The following is an 18086-nucleotide window of genomic DNA, read 5'->3' as shown; positions in this document are numbered from 1 at the left end:
AGTCTATGTCCACAGCAGTGTTAATTTGTGATGACTCGGGGTTTGCGCGCAAGCAAATGGCCAGAGCACTGCCTGCGGGCTGGGATATTTCACTAAGCTTTGCCAACAATGGCGAAGAAGCGATTTCAGCTATTCGCAAGGGCGACGCTGACGTGGTCTTTCTGGATTTGACCATGCCGATAATGGATGGGTATGAAACGATGGAGATCATTCGGCGCAATGATCTTCCCTGTCTGGTTATTGTGGTTTCAGGCGACGTACAACCAGAAGCCCGGCAACGCATGATGGCGTTAGGGGCCCTGGACTTTATTCGAAAGCCCATAGACAATCAAAGGCTTACCGAATTATTAGCAAGCTATGGCATCTACAACGGTCAGCAGGCGCCCGCTACCAACCGATTGGGTTGCGCCCAGGGTAGCTCTGCAGAAGACAAACTTGATGCTTACCGCGAACTGGTTAACGTGGCCATGGGGCGTGCGGGTGAAAAATTGGCGCGGCTGTTGGGCGAATTTATCGACCTGCCAATTCCTAACGTTAACTTTATCGAAAGTAATGAGCTGCATATGGCCATTGCTGAAATTCATCACAACGAGCGGGTTTCTGCTGTTTCTAAAGGGTTCGTCAGCGCAGGTATTAAAGGCGAAGCACTGGTGATTTTTAATGACACCAATACCCATAATATTATTGAATTGCTTCAGTATCGCGGCAAACCAGACGAACCTCAGCTTCAGTTAGAAGCGCTTATGGATGTATCAAATATTTTGACAGGCGCGTGCCTTAACGCATTATCTGATCAGCTGGATGTTCAGTTTAGCCATTCTTTGCCCGAGCTGCTAGGTCGTCACCGTGGTTTAGATACCCTGCTAAGCGATAACATCTCGCGCTGGAGCAAAGTTATGGCGGTTGAAATTGCCTACGGTATTAAAAGTCGTGATATCAGTTTTGATTTGCTGTTGTTGTTTCCTGATGATGCAATGGAAAAAATCTACACCCGGCTGGTTTCGATGGGGCAGCAGATATAATGACCAATACAAATTTATCCGCGAAATCCTGGCAAGAAGAATTGTTACGTTCACTGGAAGTGGGAATTGTTGTACTTAACGAACAATTTCAGGTTGAAGTCTGGAATCCGTTTATGGAAAACCACTCTGATATCCGGCCTTCCCAAATTTGCGGTCAGTCGCTATTTTCGCACTTTAGTGAAATAAATGAAGATTGGTTACGGGCCAAAGCCGATCCGGTATTTAACCTACATACCCCGGTATTTCTTATCTGGGAACAGCGCCCTTATTTGTTTCGGTTTGGCTCAAATCGTCCTATTACCTCAGATTCGGCCACCATGTATCAAAATGTGACCCTGTTTCCGTTGGGCACCAACGCCCAGGGCCAGGTTAACCGAATTTGTATGCTGGTGTACGATGTCACCGACCAGGCACTAGGGAAACTTCGGGTTGAACGCCTAAACGATGAGTTGAAGCATATGAGCCGGGTAGATGGCCTGACAGGCTTATATAACCGGCGTTATTGGCAAGAACGTTTTGACGCAATTTATAAGTTGTCTAAAAGACGGGAAACAAACGTTACCGCAGTTATGCTGGATATCGACCACTTTAAAAAGGTTAATGACACCTATGGCCATCAGGCCGGTGATAAAGTAATTAAAACCCTGGCAAAGCTGATTCAGCAGTGTATTCGTGAAACAGACCTGGCTGGTCGGTACGGCGGCGAAGAGTTTTCGCTGGTACTTCCCGATGCTAATGCACAACAAGCTATGCAGGTTGCTGAACGTATTCGGCTGGCAGTGCAGGGCACCCAGGTACAGCACGACGAGCATACGATCACCTTTACGGTAAGTTTAGGGCTGGCTCCTTTTTGTTCCGACAACCCCACGGCAATGGCCTGGCTTGAGCAGGCCGATCAGGCGCTTTATGATGCTAAAGCCAGCGGGCGAAATATGGCGATTACTTATACTCAGTAAGGCGGTGTAATCTGATATCGGCAGCCAATCAACGTATCAATAACGCCTGTTTTAGGGTGTGACGTAATTCTTGATAAGCCACCGGCTTTACCAGATGATAGCGAATACCCGCCATGCGTGATGCTTCCCGATCGGTTTCGTAAGCATTAGCGGTAACCGCTACCATTGGCGTAGTGGTACCTGATGTCAGTATTTGTTCTGCCAGCTCTAAACCGCTTTTATCCGGTAGGTTAATATCCATTAATATGACATCGAATCGCTTTTTCAGTGTGGCCTCCAAAGCAACCTGGGCAGTTGATGCTAACCAACATTTATAGCCCAGATTTTCGACCATATCCTTCATGATTTCTTGATTAATCGGCTCGTCTTCAACCACCAGAATATTGGCCTTGCGCTGCTCAACCCCACTTAGAATTCCATCATTTGCCAGGTGGTGCAGTGTATCTACAAACCGGTTTCGGTCTACAGGTTTCACAAATGTCTGCCAGATGGGTAGGTCGAAGCCATGCACTAAGTTGGCGATGTCAGGAGTGGCTGAAACAAAGATAATAGGGGGTAATTTGTCGTCAAACGTGTCGCGTAACAGTGATGATAATTCTATACCCGACAGAGCCGGCATAAAGTAATCAACAATCAGCGCTTTATACTGAGTAATATCCACCTGTTGCTCTAGCAGCGCATTACCATCTACAAAACTATCGACATTGAACCCCTGTGATTCAATGAGATTAGTCAAATGCTGACGAGAAATAGCAATATCATCAATCACTGCAAATTTGGCCTGGTGAGGCGTAGGCGTTACCTGATACCGGTCTGTGACAATTTGCAGGGGCAGTTTCAACTCAAAGCAGGAGCCTGATACGCTAGTAGATAAAAGTGTTAAGTCACCATTGTTGGCTTGCAGGTGTTGTCTGGCCACGCCCAGGCCCACCCCGGCACCGGGTGAGTTGTTATGATGCGCCAGCTTGCCTCGATAAAATGGCTGGAATATCGCCTCTTTTTCGTTTTTGCTGATTCCGGCGCCGGTGTCGCAGATGGTGATACCTAACACCCCGTTACTCTGATTGATGCTGGTCATAGTCATAGCGACCGTTACCGAACCACTGTCGGTAAATTTCACCGCGTTATCAAGCAGATTTTTGATGCTTTTAGCAAGCGCCTGGGGTGCGCCTTGTACATACTGAGGTAATAGGTCCCCTTCTTCACAATGCAGCTCCAGATTTTTTTTCTTACACTGATAGGAATACATGCTGACACACTCATCAATGAGTCTTATTAAATCGAACGGCTGGTCAGGTAATTCTTCTTTAAGTTCAGTACTGCCCAATGTATCAATTAAATTATTGGTAAGGCTAAGCAACTGGTGGGCGGCTTCGTTCGCATTTGCAATAAGGTCGACTTGCTTTTCGGGCATATTTGGCAGCAGTTCGATTGCCCCCAGCATAGAGGCTATAGGTGTTCTGAATTCATGACTCATTCGCATCAAAAATTCGTGTTTAGCTATCGACGCTTCGCGTGCTAACTGCTGCTGTTGGGCCGCATGATAGTTGGCTTCCAATACGTTATTGTGCTGCTCTAGTAACAATTTTCGCAAAGGATAAAACAGCCATAGTAAACCGCCTAAAAGTCCTAAAGCCAACAAAATAAATAGCAATTGAGTCGTTCGCTGTTGCTTTGTAAGCGCGATATATTGCTCAGTAGTAAGTAGATTGACGGTCTTTTCGACGCGGCGGGTTAGCTCAGACAGCGCTGCATAGGATATTGGTTGGAAGGACAGATTGCCGTCGCTTTGCTCGGCAATACGACGACCCCGCTCGGCAAAAAGTTGCAATTGACCATCTAATGACTGTGGGCCACCGAAAAAGTGAGACTCATGAGTTAACGCATCAATGTGTTTCAGTAAACCTGCGGGGTCGGCGATAAGTTGTTGGTGGTTGTCTGTCAGTACATCGACCTTTTGCCGTAACTCTCTTTGTAAACGAGTTTGTTCATTAGCATCTTGCGTATCTTGCAGAAGGTTCTCTAATAAACCGATACGCTGAACCAAAAGCGGCTGTTGACGGGCCACAGAAAGCACTGAAGAAATAGATTGCTGATTAGAAAGCTGGTATTGGTAAATAATAAAAACAATACCTATTAAAGCAATAACAAGAGAAGCGCCGTACCAATAAGTTCTGGTTATTGTTTGATTAACACGACTGGTAGTGATCATTACTGTCCATAAAAAAATGCTTTAAACCAAAGATAGTGGGGATTACCAGCTTTTCCAGTTACATTGTGCGTGAAGTACTTTCTGCCTGTGCAATATCGGTGCGTAATGTGCGCAATAATAGTAAACCGGGAATCACCATCACCGCGGTCAGCACAAAAAACAGACTCCAGTTTCCGTTCAGGATATCCACCACCCAGCCTCCGCTAGACGCCAGTGTGTTTTTACCCGCAACACTCAATGACGCCATAAGGGCATACTGAGACGCCGAGAAAGTGCGATTACACATCAGACTGATGAACGCCACCATAGCAACTGTGCCCCAGGCTGAAGTAAAACCGTCTACCACAATTGCTGCGGCAAAGAGCGTTTTATCCGGGCCAACTTCGGCAATCCAGGCGAACATAAGGTTACTGCTTGCCATGGCAATACCGGCAATAAACAAACCCCGGTAAATGCCATAGCGAATGTTCATAATGCCGCCCAGCAGCGAAAACACGATGGTGACCCACCAGTTTAGCAACTTAGAATAATAGCCAATATCGGTATTGGTAAACCCTACCTCTTTGTAAAACACGATGCTCATGCGACCTAAAAAAGCCTCGCCGATTTTAAACAAAAAAACAAACGCCAGAATAGAAATCGCCAGCCGAAGACCATTTCGGCTAAAAAACTCTTTAAAAGGTTCAACAAGGGTAACGCCCAGCCATGCCATTATTGAGCGTACCTTACTATGGCTGCCTTGCATCGCATGAGCATAACGACTCTCTGCCTCATGCAACATAGTGCTTCGATCAACCTGGGGTTCTTTAGCCAGTAAGGTAAACACAGCGATGATCAGCATAATGGCTGCCAACAACAGATAAATATCAGGCCAGTTCCAGCCGGGTAAATCGGCCACCACAAAAGGAACAGCCCCTAAACCGCCGTAACCGGTCCACCATCCTGCGGTAGCCAGTGAGGAACCCGCAGATAATTTATCTTTTTCGTTATCGGCAATAATATCAATACGATAGGCATCAATAGCGATGTCCTGAGTCGCTGACAGTATGGCTATAATCAGACTTAACAAGGCCACGGTATAAATAGAACCCTGGATATTTAGCGTAGACAAACCAAAGCAACACCCGGCAATCGCCAATTGCATAGTAACAATCCAGCCGCGCCGCTGACCTAAAAAAGGAATGCGTATTCGGTCAAGCAGTGGTGACCATAAAAAGTTAACCGCATAAACACTGAATACAATACCAAACAAGCCAATACTGGCACGCTGAATACCAGCATCAGACAACCACGCCGCCATAACCGAACCAATCATGACAAAAGGGAAACCACTGGAGATACCAAAAAGGAATATGCTTAATAATCGGCGATCGCGATAAGCATGAATAAATTGCGGGAACGACATAGAAACGGGCTTACAGTGAAAAGTGACAGGACAAAATAACCGGTTTAAGGACGAATACCTACACAATCTTCCGGATAAACACCGTGACCTTCTAAAAAGCTGGCACACGATTGCAGTTCATCAATAAGCTGTTCATCGTGCATAAGTTTGTCGACATCCCAAAAATGCATTTGATGCAGCAGGTGCCAGAAAGTGCGTTCCTGACTGGAGTAGGGTTGTGCCAAATCGTACTCTACCTGACTCCATTCTTCCAGAATATCCCAAAAAAATAGCTCAAGCTCACTATAAGCGATTTGACTGTTCCAAAAGCCACGCAGATAGAAGCAAAGTTGTTTAGCTTTTTCGTTGATAAAAATATCGACTTTCACTAATTGTCTGCCAGTCAGTTGGGAATTATTGCGCTAAGTATAGAGGGTTATTTAACAAATGGGTACTTTGCTGCATTAAACTCTAAGTATATAAATAAAACAAAAGTGGTTAACTTATATACTAAAGTTATAGATGAATAATTTACCAGCCTAAATAATCAACCCAACTATAGATAGTTTTACTGACCTGACTTACGTACGGCGAAGCAAAATCCGGGTCGCTAAAAATGTGCGCAAAAGTACCCACGAGCGGCTGTTGCCGGTAATGCAACTTCAGGTTTATTTTTGCAGCCTGCGCTCGCTGACGGGCGGTTTGTGCTGACCAGCGATTGGATAAATCGCTGCTGATATCTAGCAGTGGGGTTTGAGAGTCTTTAACAAGGTTCGCGATATTTTGATTAATTGTCTGGTCTGGCCAAAAAGGAGCAATGGTGACCAGTGAGTCTACTGCCGGTAATTTTTTTTGTGCATCAAGATTAAGTAAGACGGCCGCATTCATACCCTGGGCAATAATAATCCGATAGCCTTGGCGGTCAGACAACGCGTTAAACACTCCCCCTACCCGCAACATCATCTGCGTACTGATCTCAGAATGACTTAAAGGCGATTGGGTATTGTCTGTATATCGTGATACCACTTCAGGCAACGGCGCGGCTTGCTCAGGCGGGGGCGAAGCGTAGTCCATGGGGAGCAGGATTGCATGCCACCCCCAGCGGCTCAGACGTTTTGCAAGCCGGTGTGCCACAGGCAGCGTCAGCCCCTGAGCCAGAGGGTCAACGATAATCACCACCATGCCACGAGGTAAGGTTACCTGAGCAGGTTGCTGCAACGCTACTGCCGACACTTCGCCTGCGTTAAACTCAAGCAGCTCGGTTGCAGAGTAACGTGTGCGTAGTTCTTCGTCCAAAGCACTGGCCAGAGCAGAGGCGCTAAATAGCCCTATTGCTAAAATAAGCACCTTACTTGTTATACGCATTACTTTTTGCCTGCATTACCCCATAGGTAATTAGGGTATCGGCGTATCGGCAAAAAACTTAATTTTCGATATAGTCAGGCAGGGCTAATGGTTCGGGCTGATACCCGCTAAACGGTATCTCAGTGGTAAAGTGACACCAGTTGTGAGTTAACGGATGGCGAATAATCAAGGTTTGTGCATGTAGCTGAAGCCTTGAAGCCATCGCTTTACCTTCAGCATCAGCATACAACCGGTCGCCTAATATTGGGTGTCCCAGCGCCAGCATATGAACCCGCAGCTGGTGCGAACGCCCCGTAACCGGCTTTAATGACACCAGCGACTCAGTCTCGCTACGTTCGATAACCGTATAGTATGTTAGTGAAGACTTACCCCTTTCGTAGTCAACCATTTGCTTGGGACGATTAGGCCAGTCGCAAATTAATGGCAGGTCAATCATGCCCCCGGGCTGGGTTATTTTTCCTTTTACTCTGGCAAAATAACGTTTTTGGGTCTGGCGGGTGGCAAATTGATTCGACAGGTAGCGGTTACTGTCTTTATTCATTGCCATAATCATGATACCCGAGGTGGCCATATCTAACCGGTGCACCACGCAAGCAGTAGGATAAACACGTTGCATTCGCGTAATTAAAGCATCTTTATGAGCCAGGGCCTTACCCGGCACACTCAGCAAGCCGCTAGGTTTATTGGCCACCACGATGGCCTCATCCTGATATAAAATATCAAGATAAGGCGTCATGGGTGGGTTGTAGACAAAATCAGGATTCGGCATTAAGGGTTATTCACCACAATTCGCAACGCATCCAGCTGCACTTCTGCGTTATCAAAGGCATTACTTAAGGCATCAACCTGAGTTTTGATAAAGTCAATTTCGCTATCACGAATAGCCGGATTCTGTTTTTGCAGTTCCTGTAAACGGGTCATTTCGCTATTAAGTGCTGCCTGCATGTGTTCCCGCGACGTGTGTAGCAATGTTTGTGCTTGTTTCTGAGCCAGGTTACGCGCCGTTTCAATTTGTTTGTTCACCGGGCCTTTTAATGCCTGCAATAGTTGTTGGCCGATTTTTTTATTGGCGCGGCGGGTTTTATCAAACGTGATATCTGACTCTTTGCCATCGGCATCAATACATAGCTTAATGGGGGTACGTGGCAAAAAGCGGTCCGCCTGCAAATGTCTTGGCGCATTCACACTCAATACAAATAAAGCTTCTAACCAGTAAGCGCCTTTTGGAAGCGTACGGTCACCAATAAAACCAATGCTCGCCTTACCCACTGTATCGGTCAAAATCAGGTCCACGGCGTTGTGCACTAAGGGGTGGTCCCAGCTAATAAAGTGAACATGTTCTAAGGTGGTGGCTACGCGTCGGCGAAAAGTAATGGTCATGCCATCGGGGTCAAGCCCTGGCAGACTGTTGATCATCGACTCACCCGGGCTAATGACAAAACAATTATTGCCCATGTCTTCCTGATTAACACCGATAGCGTCAAACAGCCACGACATAAATTCAGGCAAATTGCTGTTAGCGTCTTCAGCAATAATTTCATCAAGCAAGTCTTCAACTTTGCCATGACCTGATGCATTTAGCTCCAATAAGCGATCGCGCCCGGCATCAAGTTGCTGTTTTAAATCGGCGTTGAGTGTGGCACTGCGCTCAATCAGTTGATTTAAAGAGTCGCTGTCTTCAGGCATCTGTAAGCAGCCTAGCAAATCGTCTTCTACCTGTTCATACACCGCTGAACCTGTGGGGCAGGTTTTTGCGAAGGCGTTGAGGCCTTCGTCGTACCATTTCAGTAATACCGCTTGTGCTGAGTCCTGCAAATACGGGACATGAATCTTGATGTCCTGCGTTTGCCCGATACGGTCAAGACGACCAATACGCTGTTCAAGCAAATCCGGGGTCATGGGCAAATCGAATAACACTAAGTGATGTGCAAACTGGAAGTTACGGCCTTCGCTACCAATCTCACTACACAGCAAAATTTGCGCACCGTCTTCGGGGTCGGCAAAATAGTGCGCTGCTTTATCGCGCTCAACGATGCTCATACCTTCGTGAAATACACTGTGACGAATACCGGCGCGCATCCGAATGGCTTCGCCCAATTGCTGAGCAGTTACCGCGCTGGCGCAAATAAGTAATACTTTTTCAGGTTTGACGGTGGGCAAAAATGACAGCAGCCACTCAACCCGCGGGTCCAGCTCGGTCCAAAAGTCAACCAGCGCCGGTTGGCGTTCCGGAAACAAGGTTTCATTCAGTTCAGTAGCGCTGGCCAGAGCGTCTTCATACACTTCAGGTAAATCCTGGGCATAGGTGTGAAGCTCGCGGTTTGGAAAGCCACTAATGCCGGCGCGGCGGTTTCTGAATAACAACCGGCCCGTACCATGGCGATCAATAAGCTTATGCAACAAGGCATCACGCTCGTCCATATCGTTCAGGTTTTCAAGCTCATTGGTAGCTTCAGGGGCTAGCTGCTCTAAACGCTGTAATTGCAACTCATCAAGCGAAGCATCTTCAAGCAGCGGTGCTACCGCCTCGGCCAGTTCACTATAATGACCTTCTTCTTCTAAAAAGCGGTCGTAGTTGTGAAAGCGGGCAGGGTCGAGCAGTCGCAGGCGAGCAAAATGACTTTCGTGGCCTAGTTGGTCAGGCGTTGCGGTTAACAGCAAAACCCCAGATATTTTTTCTGCCAATGCTTCAATACACTGATAATCGGCCGAGGGCGATTCTATTGACCAAGCTAAATGATGGGCTTCATCCACCACCAGCATATCCCAGCCAGCTTCCAGCGCTTGGGTATGACGCTGTTCGTTGTCTCGTAAAAAGCTTAGGCTACATAAAACTAATTGTTCTTGTTCGAACGGATTAATTTGTTCATCGTCCATAGCCTGACAACGTTCTTCGTCAAATACCGAAAAGGCTAAATTAACGCGACGCAGCATTTCTACCAGCCATTGGTGGACTAATGAGTCGGGCACCACAATTAATACACGCTGCGCACGGGCTGTCGTCAGTTGCTGATGAATAATCAGCGCTGCTTCAATGGTTTTTCCTAAACCAACTTCATCGGCCAGCAATACTCTGGGGGCATTTCGGTTGCCTACCTGTGAGGCAATGTGCAACTGATGCGGAATCAGTTCAATGCGTGCGCCGGCCAAACCGATAATAGACGAACGGTAATAGTCGCTTAAGTAAGAAAACGCTCGTAGTCGCAAGTCAAACCACTTAGGTTTGTCGTGCTGCATGTTCATCAGCCGCTGCTCGGGTTGATTCAGGCGAATCTGATGATCGAGCAAGGTTTCAGGTAACTTTTGAGTTTCGCCGTTATCATGACGGGTACCAAAATAAATAATTGCGTCATGGCTTATCTGAGTGTCAGTGATGGTCATGCTCCAGCCATCCTGACTTTTAACCTCATCGCCAATGGCAAACGTTAGCCGGGTAAGGGGGGCATCGTGCTTAGTGTATTTACGGCTATCTCCGGTGGCAGGAAAGTAAACCTCCACAGAACGGCTGTCCTGATTGATAATTGCGCCTAATCCTAGCTCTGATTCCGTATTACTTAGCCAACGCTGGCCCACAGCGTAATCGTTTGCTGAAGTCATCTTTTCTCTGGTCGCTTTTGATAAAAGGGGCGGTATTGTACTTATCCCACAGCCGCGAATAAAGTTTACTTCGCGAAAAAATAATGGTGGCTCATAAAACACCGCTCATTGTGCCATGCCAGTACACAAATAAATGCTAATCAACGGGTTTAATAACAAATAAATCGTAAAAAATGATGCGAAGAGTTCAATTCTGACTTATGGTGAAAGTGTAAGTTGATGCGATGCAGCACGGGTCGTTCTCTTCGGTCCTGCTGCCTTGTCTAGTATTACCCTGGCTGTCGTCAGTGTTACAAGATGGCCCTGGTTTTTGTTTACCGGAGTGTAGGATGCCAAGCAAAAAAGCCATTGAAACAAAAATTTACGTCCTCGATACCAATATCCTGCTACACGAACCCCATGCCTTTCTCTCTTTCAAAGAACACGATGTTGTGGTGCCAATGACGGTGCTTGAAGAGTTAGATTATATAAAAGACAGTAAAAAAGATGTGGCCCGGGATGCGCGGGTCTCAATTCGTGCAATGGAAGATTTACTGCACGATGCCACGCCTGAACAAATGCTTGAAGGTGTCAGCATGCAAGGACTGGGCGCCGGTAAAGATGCACCTACTGGCTCGCTTTCTATTTATGCAGATTTAAACATGATTGAAGCTCAGCAGGTTTTCACCAGCAACGAAAACGACAACCGCATTATCAATGTTGCCCTGCATCTGCAAAAAACGTTTGCGCCCCAGCAACTGGTGCTGGTAACCAAAGATTTAAATATGCGCCTTAAGGCAAAAGGGGCCGGACTGGCAAATGTGCAGGATTATCGCACCGATCAGCTTATCAGTGACATAAAGTATTTATCGCGAGGTTACCACCGCTTCGAAGGAAATTTCTGGGATCAGGTAAGCTCAGTAGAAAGTCGCACCGAAGGGCGAGACACCATTCATACGCTAACGCGACAGATGTTGCCCGAAGCCTATGTTAATGAGTTTTTGCTTGACGGCACCCGCGAATTTGCCGGTTTGGTCGAGTCTGTAGATGAGGACCATCTTGAGGTTCTCGATTTAGGCTATGATCGTTTGATGAACAAGCATGCGTGGGGCATTTCACCTAAAAACGTGGGGCAGGCAATGGCTATGCATGCGCTACTGGACACCCACATTGATCTGGTCATTCTTACCGGTCCTGCCGGCAGTGGCAAAACACTATTAGCGTTAGCCGCCGCGCTAGAAATGGTGGTAGAAAAAAACATGTATGACAAAATTATTGTCACCCGTAGCACCCCCGATATTGCTGAGTCTATTGGCTTTTTACCGGGCACAGAAGAAGAAAAAATGGCGCCATGGCTAGCCGCGATTACCGATTCATTAGAAGTCTTGCATAAGAATGACGAAAATTCGAAAAGCTCAATGAACTACATTATGGAAAAAGCCAACATTCAGTTTAAGTCAGTTAATTTTATGCGTGGCCGCAGTATTCAAAACGCCATTGTTATACTTGATGAGTCGCAAAACCTTACCGCTTCTCAACTAAAAACCATTATTACCCGCTGCGGCGAAGGAACGAAACTTATTTGTAGTGGAAATCTGGCTCAAATCGACAGTAACTATTTATCGCCGGTGACCTCTGGATTAACCTATTTGGTAGAGAAGTTTAAAAACTTTTCTGGCAGTGCCACCATTAACCTTGACGGCGTGGTGCGCTCACGACTGGCACAGTTTGCTGAAGAGCAGTTGTAATTTAAAGATAATGATTTTGCAGCAAATTTGTTATGAAGCTTTTGGCACTGGGTTACCTTGCGGCTCAGTGCCAGTGACTGCAATTGGTCACAAGCGGCCATTACAAGCTTAACTATTGGACTGCCGTAAAGAGCGATAAGCGGACATAGAGGTTTGAACAACAATTTTCTGAATTTGCCTATAGATGATGAAGACAGTTTACTGTAACTCCAGGGCGCTTTCGTAAGCTATCGCATCGCGTTTGGGCCTCGACAAGGGCAAAAAATGTTTACTTTACAAACACTACCTACGAGCACAAGCGACGGCATCACAACAAGAAAAAGCCAGCCCTGAACTTGCCAATAAAGAAGACGATAACCAGTCTGACAAGCCTTATCACGTAAGGTCATTGTCATGGGCTCAGCGCCGGGTAACCGGCGGGTTAGAGCGAGTATTCAATGTCGATGTGGCTAAGTGCGAGAAATGCCAAAAGTACAATGAGACGATAATTGCCTACATCATAGACACTGATGTTATTGAAAAAATATTGGCTTACTGCAACAAAATATATCCAAACTCATCGAAAGTATCGCAATTGCCGCCACGTCGGGCGCCTCCCAATGAGCAGCACGACATAGGTTTCGCCATTCAACGCGACTTCGATTTTGGAGCACCATCCCACTTAACACGATACTGCAAAAATATATTTTGAAGATACGAAGCGTTGCATGTAACGCTAAGACTTTAAGTACTAAAGGATTATTAACGTAAACAACTAACCGCCACCATTTTCACAAATCTCAGCAAAGCGCCCTTCAATAAATATAAGACCATCCTAAAAAGACAGCTGTGACATGGGGTAGTGCGTAGTGTTAATTTGCCTTATAGTCTGTTAATTTATCTTTTACTCGAAATAGTGATGTGTTGAGCTGTCGTGACGACAACCTTTACAAATGCATTTCGATATTAGCGAAGACAACATCTAAAACGATGCCGCATGGATGCTTCCACGCCGCGAAGTGCCTGTTGCTGATACGACACTGGGAAAAATTTTGACGAATCAACCAGCTAGGGTCCATAGCCCGATATTCATACTGGGCCCTGGACGCTCAGGGACGACACTGTTGCGCAGTCTTCTGTCTGCTCACTCCCGTCTTGCGATAACGCCAGAGACCCACTTTTTGGCGCATGCCAACCGCTGGGGTCTGAGTCAGGGTGCTCCCCAGGACTTTGAGGCCTACTGGGCCGACTACACCTCGTGGCTTCGATTCAAAGATCTCGATATCGATGCCGACCGCTGCCGCGAGAGGATCGAATCAGCAGGCAATCACTCGTTTCAAACCATTTTTCGGTCAGTGCTGGCGGTGTATCAGGAAAAAAGCGGTGTAGCACGTATCGGTGAGAAAACGCCTGGACACTCTGCTTACATTCCTACCTTGCTCGACTGGTTCCCCGATGCGCGCTTCCTGTTTACCCAGCGCGATCCGCGGGCGGTCATCGCCTCGCAGCTGAAAACCTGGTATGTGAAGGAGCGTTTGTCACCGCGCTCGCTGCGGCAAGGGCTGCTGAACGGAACGCGGGAGCAGGAGCTCATATTCTTCGCCAATGACTGGGTTGAGAACTTTCAGCAGCGCTGGGCTGCCAGAGCAAATGATTCGAGATTCTACAAAGTGGTCTACGAGGATCTCGTCCGCGATCCAGAGACAGAAATCCGCTCGATTTTCACGTTTCTGGACGAAGATTTTGAAGCCTCTGTAATGGAAGAGCGCAAGGATGAGTTCGCTTCGGCAGACAGCTCGAAGCAGAACCACATTGACGAATGGCGTAAAGGGCACCTTGGCCGAAGTGCCAAGCCGATCTCGGCAGATTCACTGCTGAAATGGAAAAAGGATCTTTCGTCGACAGAAGTTGCCATTATCGAAGGCATTTGCGGCGATGCTATGCAGTCACTCGGCTACAAACCGTCGTTGTCTGCTCGCAAGCGTTCAGCAGGCAAGGCTGTCGCGAGTGTAACAACGATGTTGGGCGCTGGCGAAAAGCGCGGTCGCAGGTTCGCCTCGAGCGGACGGCGGCAGGCGAGCAAAGTGAGGGGGCGAGTCGAAGACCTGCTGCTCAGTCTGATAAGGGTTGGCGTTGAACGTGGTATTCCGGCATCTCGCTTCGGCTATCGGGGCATTCAGCGTGAAACAGTGCAGCAGTATTTCGAACGCAACGGCAATGCCAGTCAGGCTGGTACATATCGAACGATTCATCCGCAAAAACGTGCGTCGAATCCTCTGCCGGTCACTATCGAGTCACGTGACGCACTGCCGGACGATCAGGGCTGGTGGGGCTATTCATTCTGGGATGTTCCTGAACGGATCAGTCAGGAAACATATATCGCTACGGTTCCTGACTGTCTCATCACCTGGTACAAGGATGCAAACAAGAAAGATGACTTTTATCCGGCCATACTGAACAAAGACTGGTGTGCCTTCGATATGCGCGAGTTGCGCTTTCGTCCCCTGCATGCCGTTACGCTTCGCCAGTCTGCCGAACCGGCGCGCCTTAAAAAGGCCACATGGTTCATCGAAAGGGTGTATCACAATCATTCGCACTGGCTGACCGCCCACCTGCCCAGATTACTGCTGTTGAAAGAACAAGGGTTGCTTGATGACGTCATTCTGCCCCCGGAAAGAACCGATGCGATTGATGATTCGCTACGAATGTTGGGGCTCGATCCGGATAGCTTTCAGACTTACGATCCAGCGCGACCGCTGTTCGTCGAAGAACTGACGATACTCGGTACCGATCGCTTCCGACCGGAGTTGCTGCAACTCGTCCCGCAGGCATTCGGTGTCGACGATGCCCCGCCACCGCAGCGCAAGGTCTTCATCAGTCGACTGAAGGCACATCGCCGACGGCTCATCAATGAAGACGAAATCTGGCCTTTGCTTGAACCACTTGGCTTCGAACGGGTGTTAATGGAAGATTTGTCTTTTGAAGAGCAGGTCAAACTGATGCGGGAGACCGCCGTGCTGGCCGCCCCACACGGCGCAGGTCTGACCAATATGCTCTTTTGTCAGAAAGGCACCCACATCATCGAAATGGCCGATCTGAGCTTTCCGAACCCAAATTTCTACGCCCTGGCTTCGGCGATGGGACATCATTACTGGCTGGTTCACGCAACGTCCGTGGGAGACATGCATCCACTGGAGAAAGATCTGCAGGTCGATGCCGCTGCTGTTAAAGCAGCACTGATAAAGCTTCAGCAGTTTACCGCTGATACCAACCAAAGCGCTGACATCGTATGAAATATCCAATGAAACCGCGTACTGACGACAAGCGGCTGAAGCGTTCAAAGCGTTTTCTGGCTCACCGTCTGACTGCGCCCCTGCGGGCACTACCCGACTTTCTGGTCGTCGGCGAAATGAAATCCGGAACCTCTAGTCTGTTTTACTATCTGCAACGTCACCCGGATATTCTGTCTCCCTGGCGAAAGGAATTGCACTTTTTCAACCTCGGGCATAGTAAGGGTCTTGGTTGGTATCGTGCTCACTTTCCACTGCGCAGGAATCTTGGAGCGAACAAGCTGACTGGCGAAGGCTGCCCCGAGTACCTCTACGCGCCGGGCGCAGCCGCTCGTATGCACAAAGTCCTTCCGAACGCACGTCTCATCGTCATATTGCGTGATCCGGTACAAAGAGCCATTTCGCATTACCATCACGAGGTTCGGATGGGTCGCGAGTATCTGCCGCTCTTCGACGCATTGAAGGTCGAGGAAGAGCGTCTTGCCGAAACCGATATCAACGACCCTTTCGGCCTCGAAACCTATTTGCACGCCTCTTACAAACGCCGCGGATGCTACGCAGACCACCTTTCTAACCTGTTTTCAATTTATGATAAAGAACAGGTATTGATATTGGGGAATAACGAATTACTGAGTGATCCGAAGGCAGTCATCGATCGTGCCTATGAATTTCTCGGATTGCAGCCTGCGACAGACGAAATTGATTATCCCCGGAAAAATGTTGGAGACAGAGAGGCTGTCGCGCCTGAGGTCTTAAGCTATCTCGAAAGCCATTTTAAGCCTCACAACGACAGACTCTTCCAACTACTTGGGAGGCAAGTAGACTGGTGAGTCTATGAATAACAGTCCGGATATCAGCATTGCGGTTGTCATCCGCTGTTTCAACGCCGAGCCTGTCCATCGATCAGCACTAAAAGGCCGCTGAAAAGAGGAAAAAAATAGGGGTGAAAATGAAAAATTTCGCTTCACTTTTCACTTATTAAGCTGGTCAATGGTGAGATAGGGCGCTCGGCAAGTTTGTTGCTTTTCAATTAACTGACTGCAAATGTCGTTTGAAGACGATATCATAGTGATAAGATTTGGTTATTATGGGAAGGAAGCCCGGTAAACTGCAATTTTCTGCAATTTTATCCGGCACTAAGTCATCAAAGGACTTGGCTAAACAAGTTGTTTTTTACCCCGCTTTTGAGAGCGCACCTTCTTATAAGTTGGGCTCAAACTCAATGGACTGGTATGAGCGAGGAGCGGACTTAGAGGTTGCAAAGACAATTTCTTGAGTGTTCCCGAAAGTGGGCGTACGGCTGACCACCGCTAGCGAACTGTGTAAAAGCATAGAAGTTACCGGGATACTAGACCGAGCTACTAGATCGAGATACTAGAAGGGTACCCGGTCACTAGCAGGGAGGGGGTTACGACACTGCGGTTTAACGAAGACTGACAGGACATGGGTAATCGAGGTGACAGTTTTTTACGTGGCAAAAACAGCGGGCCGAAATCAGGTCGTTGGCGAGCTAATCGGCAAAATCTAAGGACGTATATGGCCCACATACACTATCACCGCAACTGGAGACAATATGGAAGTTTCAAAACCGGGTAATAGCAAAGCTCGGCGAACGCTTCACTTACACATCGGAATACCGAAGACAGCCACCACCTGGCTGCAGCAGGATGTTTTTCCTCTGCTTGATCACCTCTACTACGTGGGGTGTCCTGAAAATCGGCTTTTTCAACAGCCCGAGGATCTGACGGATCAGCGACTAATGGCGAGCACGTTAAAGCGCTCCAGTCAGGTCTGGACCGGTTTCGGAAATGCTATTTTTGAGCAGCTGGTGGGCGACCGTCAGACATGGCTCGCCGGTGGACAAGATCTGTTAATCTCGGAAGAGGGGATAGGACGCCAGGCTAGCCGTCCTGCTTTGCTTGGCGCTCACCTGCATGAAATGCGGCAAAAAGCTTTAGAGTGGGGATTTGACCGCCTCAAAGTCGTTTGCATAATTCGCAGGCAGGATCATTGGTTAGCTTCCCATTACGCCCAAATGTCTGACAGGAACCCAAATGCGGGCCAGGCTGACTTCGAGCGACTGGTAAACGAGGTCACGTCGGCGAGCCTGGGACGCTATGGTTTTGGTATGCTGCTAGATTTCTGCACCATCACCGATCACCTAGAGAACGCAGTGGGAGACGACGGCCTGACAACGTTGCCTTACGAGCTATTGAAAACATCCCCTCGCGCGTTTTTGTTCCAGCTGTTAGGCAGTTTGAACACCCCCTCACATAAAATCAGGGAGATCGTGGAACGGACACCTGGCACGACTGCCAACATTCGCTCTGAGAAGGGGATTTGGCGCCTGCGGCCCCGTTCGGCTCGGCGAATTGCTGGCGTCAGGTTACCAAACTGGAGCTGGGGTCGAGGCAATCCCACCATTGAACTTACGCCAGCCCTTGTTAAAAAAATCTGCGATGCCTATTCGGCGGGCAATCAGGCACTCGCCGCCAATAAAGGCATTGATCTGGAAGAACATGGCTATTTTGACTTCAGCACAGGCAACAGTTGA

General features: G+C 48.0%; 13 protein-coding genes. 7 read left to right on the top strand and 6 right to left on the bottom strand.

The genetic code is table 11. The annotated features are described in order from the left end of the window. The first annotated feature begins 5 nt into the window (after nucleotides 1-5). Nucleotides 6-1022: a response regulator gene (locus tag JK130_RS01315; protein WP_218352393.1), complete on the top strand. Its 1017-nt coding sequence runs from the start codon at nucleotides 6-8 to the stop codon at nucleotides 1020-1022. Next, nucleotides 1022-1978: a sensor domain-containing diguanylate cyclase gene (locus tag JK130_RS01310; protein ID WP_218352392.1), complete on the top strand. Its 957-nt coding sequence runs from the start codon at nucleotides 1022-1024 to the stop codon at nucleotides 1976-1978. The genes JK130_RS01315 and JK130_RS01310 overlap by 1 nt, the downstream gene beginning before the upstream one ends. Nucleotides 1979-2006: 28 nt before the next feature. Here JK130_RS01310 and JK130_RS01305 read toward each other — a convergent pair whose 3' ends face one another. The 6 genes from JK130_RS01305 to rapA form a co-directional block, all read right to left on the bottom strand. Beyond that, entirely contained in the window at nucleotides 2007-4190 is a 2184-nt protein-coding gene (locus JK130_RS01305; RefSeq protein WP_218352391.1) for a hybrid sensor histidine kinase/response regulator, read from the bottom strand. A 58-nt stretch (nucleotides 4191-4248) separates the two neighbouring features. After that, nucleotides 4249-5595 carry an AmpG family muropeptide MFS transporter gene (locus JK130_RS01300; protein ID WP_218352390.1) on the bottom strand — a complete coding sequence of 449 codons (1347 nt, stop codon included), beginning with the start codon at nucleotides 5593-5595 and terminating at the stop codon, nucleotides 4249-4251. A 44-nt stretch (nucleotides 5596-5639) separates the two neighbouring features. Next, nucleotides 5640-5963, bottom strand: coding sequence for a hypothetical protein (locus JK130_RS01295; RefSeq protein ID WP_218352389.1), 324 nt, complete (start codon nucleotides 5961-5963; stop codon nucleotides 5640-5642). A 142-nt stretch (nucleotides 5964-6105) separates the two neighbouring features. Then, complete coding sequence (locus JK130_RS01290) at nucleotides 6106-6939, bottom strand: DUF3530 family protein (RefSeq protein ID WP_218352388.1); 834 nt, start codon at nucleotides 6937-6939, stop codon at nucleotides 6106-6108. 58 nt (nucleotides 6940-6997) lie between these two features. Continuing rightward, nucleotides 6998-7708, bottom strand: coding sequence for a bifunctional tRNA pseudouridine(32) synthase/23S rRNA pseudouridine(746) synthase RluA (gene rluA / locus JK130_RS01285; protein WP_218352387.1), 711 nt, complete (start codon nucleotides 7706-7708; stop codon nucleotides 6998-7000). Next, nucleotides 7708-10536, bottom strand: a complete 2829-nt coding sequence (rapA, locus tag JK130_RS01280; protein ID WP_218352386.1) for an RNA polymerase-associated protein RapA — start codon at nucleotides 10534-10536, stop codon at nucleotides 7708-7710. The genes rluA and rapA overlap by 1 nt, the downstream gene beginning before the upstream one ends. Nucleotides 10537-10865: 329 nt before the next feature. Between rapA and JK130_RS01275 the strand changes: the two genes are divergently transcribed. The 5 genes from JK130_RS01275 (at nucleotide 10866) to JK130_RS01255 (ending at nucleotide 18086) form a co-directional block, all read left to right on the top strand. Continuing rightward, nucleotides 10866-12263 carry a PhoH family protein gene (locus tag JK130_RS01275; protein WP_218352385.1) on the top strand — a complete coding sequence of 466 codons (1398 nt, stop codon included), beginning with the start codon at nucleotides 10866-10868 and terminating at the stop codon, nucleotides 12261-12263. 241 nt (nucleotides 12264-12504) lie between these two features. Continuing rightward, entirely contained in the window at nucleotides 12505-12954 is a 450-nt protein-coding gene (locus tag JK130_RS01270; RefSeq protein ID WP_218352384.1) for a hypothetical protein, read from the top strand. A 289-nt stretch (nucleotides 12955-13243) separates the two neighbouring features. Further along, a complete protein-coding gene (locus JK130_RS01265) occupies nucleotides 13244-15535 on the top strand; it encodes a sulfotransferase (protein WP_281420588.1) in 2292 nt (763 codons plus the stop codon). Between the two features lie 8 nt (nucleotides 15536-15543). Next, on the top strand, nucleotides 15544-16362 hold the full coding sequence (locus JK130_RS01260; RefSeq protein ID WP_218352382.1) for a sulfotransferase family protein: 819 nt from the start codon (nucleotides 15544-15546) through the stop codon (nucleotides 16360-16362). A gap of 743 nt (nucleotides 16363-17105) precedes the next feature. Continuing rightward, nucleotides 17106-18086 carry a hypothetical protein gene (locus tag JK130_RS01255; protein WP_218352381.1) on the top strand — a complete coding sequence of 327 codons (981 nt, stop codon included), beginning with the start codon at nucleotides 17106-17108 and terminating at the stop codon, nucleotides 18084-18086.

Source organism: Alteromonas lipotrueiana (genome assembly GCF_019249245.1).
GTDB lineage: Bacteria > Pseudomonadota > Gammaproteobacteria > Enterobacterales > Alteromonadaceae > Alteromonas > Alteromonas lipotrueiana.
Note: the sequence above shows the minus strand (reverse complement) of the source record. Positions and strands in the feature narration are given on the sequence as shown.

Bases quoted from the DNA above. Each gene is read 5' to 3' on its own strand.
- JK130_RS01260 (WP_218352382.1), top strand. From the start codon at position 15,544: ATGAAACCGCGTACTGACGACAAGCGGCTGAAGCGTTCAAAGCGTTTT.
- JK130_RS01315 (WP_218352393.1), top strand. From the start codon at position 6: ATGTCCACAGCAGTGTTAATTTGTGATGACTCGGGGTTTGCGCGCAAG.
- JK130_RS01255 (WP_218352381.1), top strand. From the start codon at position 17,106: ATGGAAGTTTCAAAACCGGGTAATAGCAAAGCTCGGCGAACGCTTCAC.
- JK130_RS01305 (WP_218352391.1), bottom strand. From the start codon at position 4,190: ATGATCACTACCAGTCGTGTTAATCAAACAATAACCAGAACTTATTGG.
- JK130_RS01300 (WP_218352390.1), bottom strand. From the start codon at position 5,595: ATGTCGTTCCCGCAATTTATTCATGCTTATCGCGATCGCCGATTATTA.
- rapA (WP_218352386.1), bottom strand. From the start codon at position 10,536: ATGACTTCAGCAAACGATTACGCTGTGGGCCAGCGTTGGCTAAGTAAT.
- rluA (WP_218352387.1), bottom strand. From the start codon at position 7,708: ATGCCGAATCCTGATTTTGTCTACAACCCACCCATGACGCCTTATCTT.
- JK130_RS01265 (WP_281420588.1), top strand. From the start codon at position 13,244: ATGCTTCCACGCCGCGAAGTGCCTGTTGCTGATACGACACTGGGAAAA.
- JK130_RS01275 (WP_218352385.1), top strand. From the start codon at position 10,866: ATGCCAAGCAAAAAAGCCATTGAAACAAAAATTTACGTCCTCGATACC.
- JK130_RS01310 (WP_218352392.1), top strand. From the start codon at position 1,022: ATGACCAATACAAATTTATCCGCGAAATCCTGGCAAGAAGAATTGTTA.
- JK130_RS01290 (WP_218352388.1), bottom strand. From the start codon at position 6,939: ATGCGTATAACAAGTAAGGTGCTTATTTTAGCAATAGGGCTATTTAGC.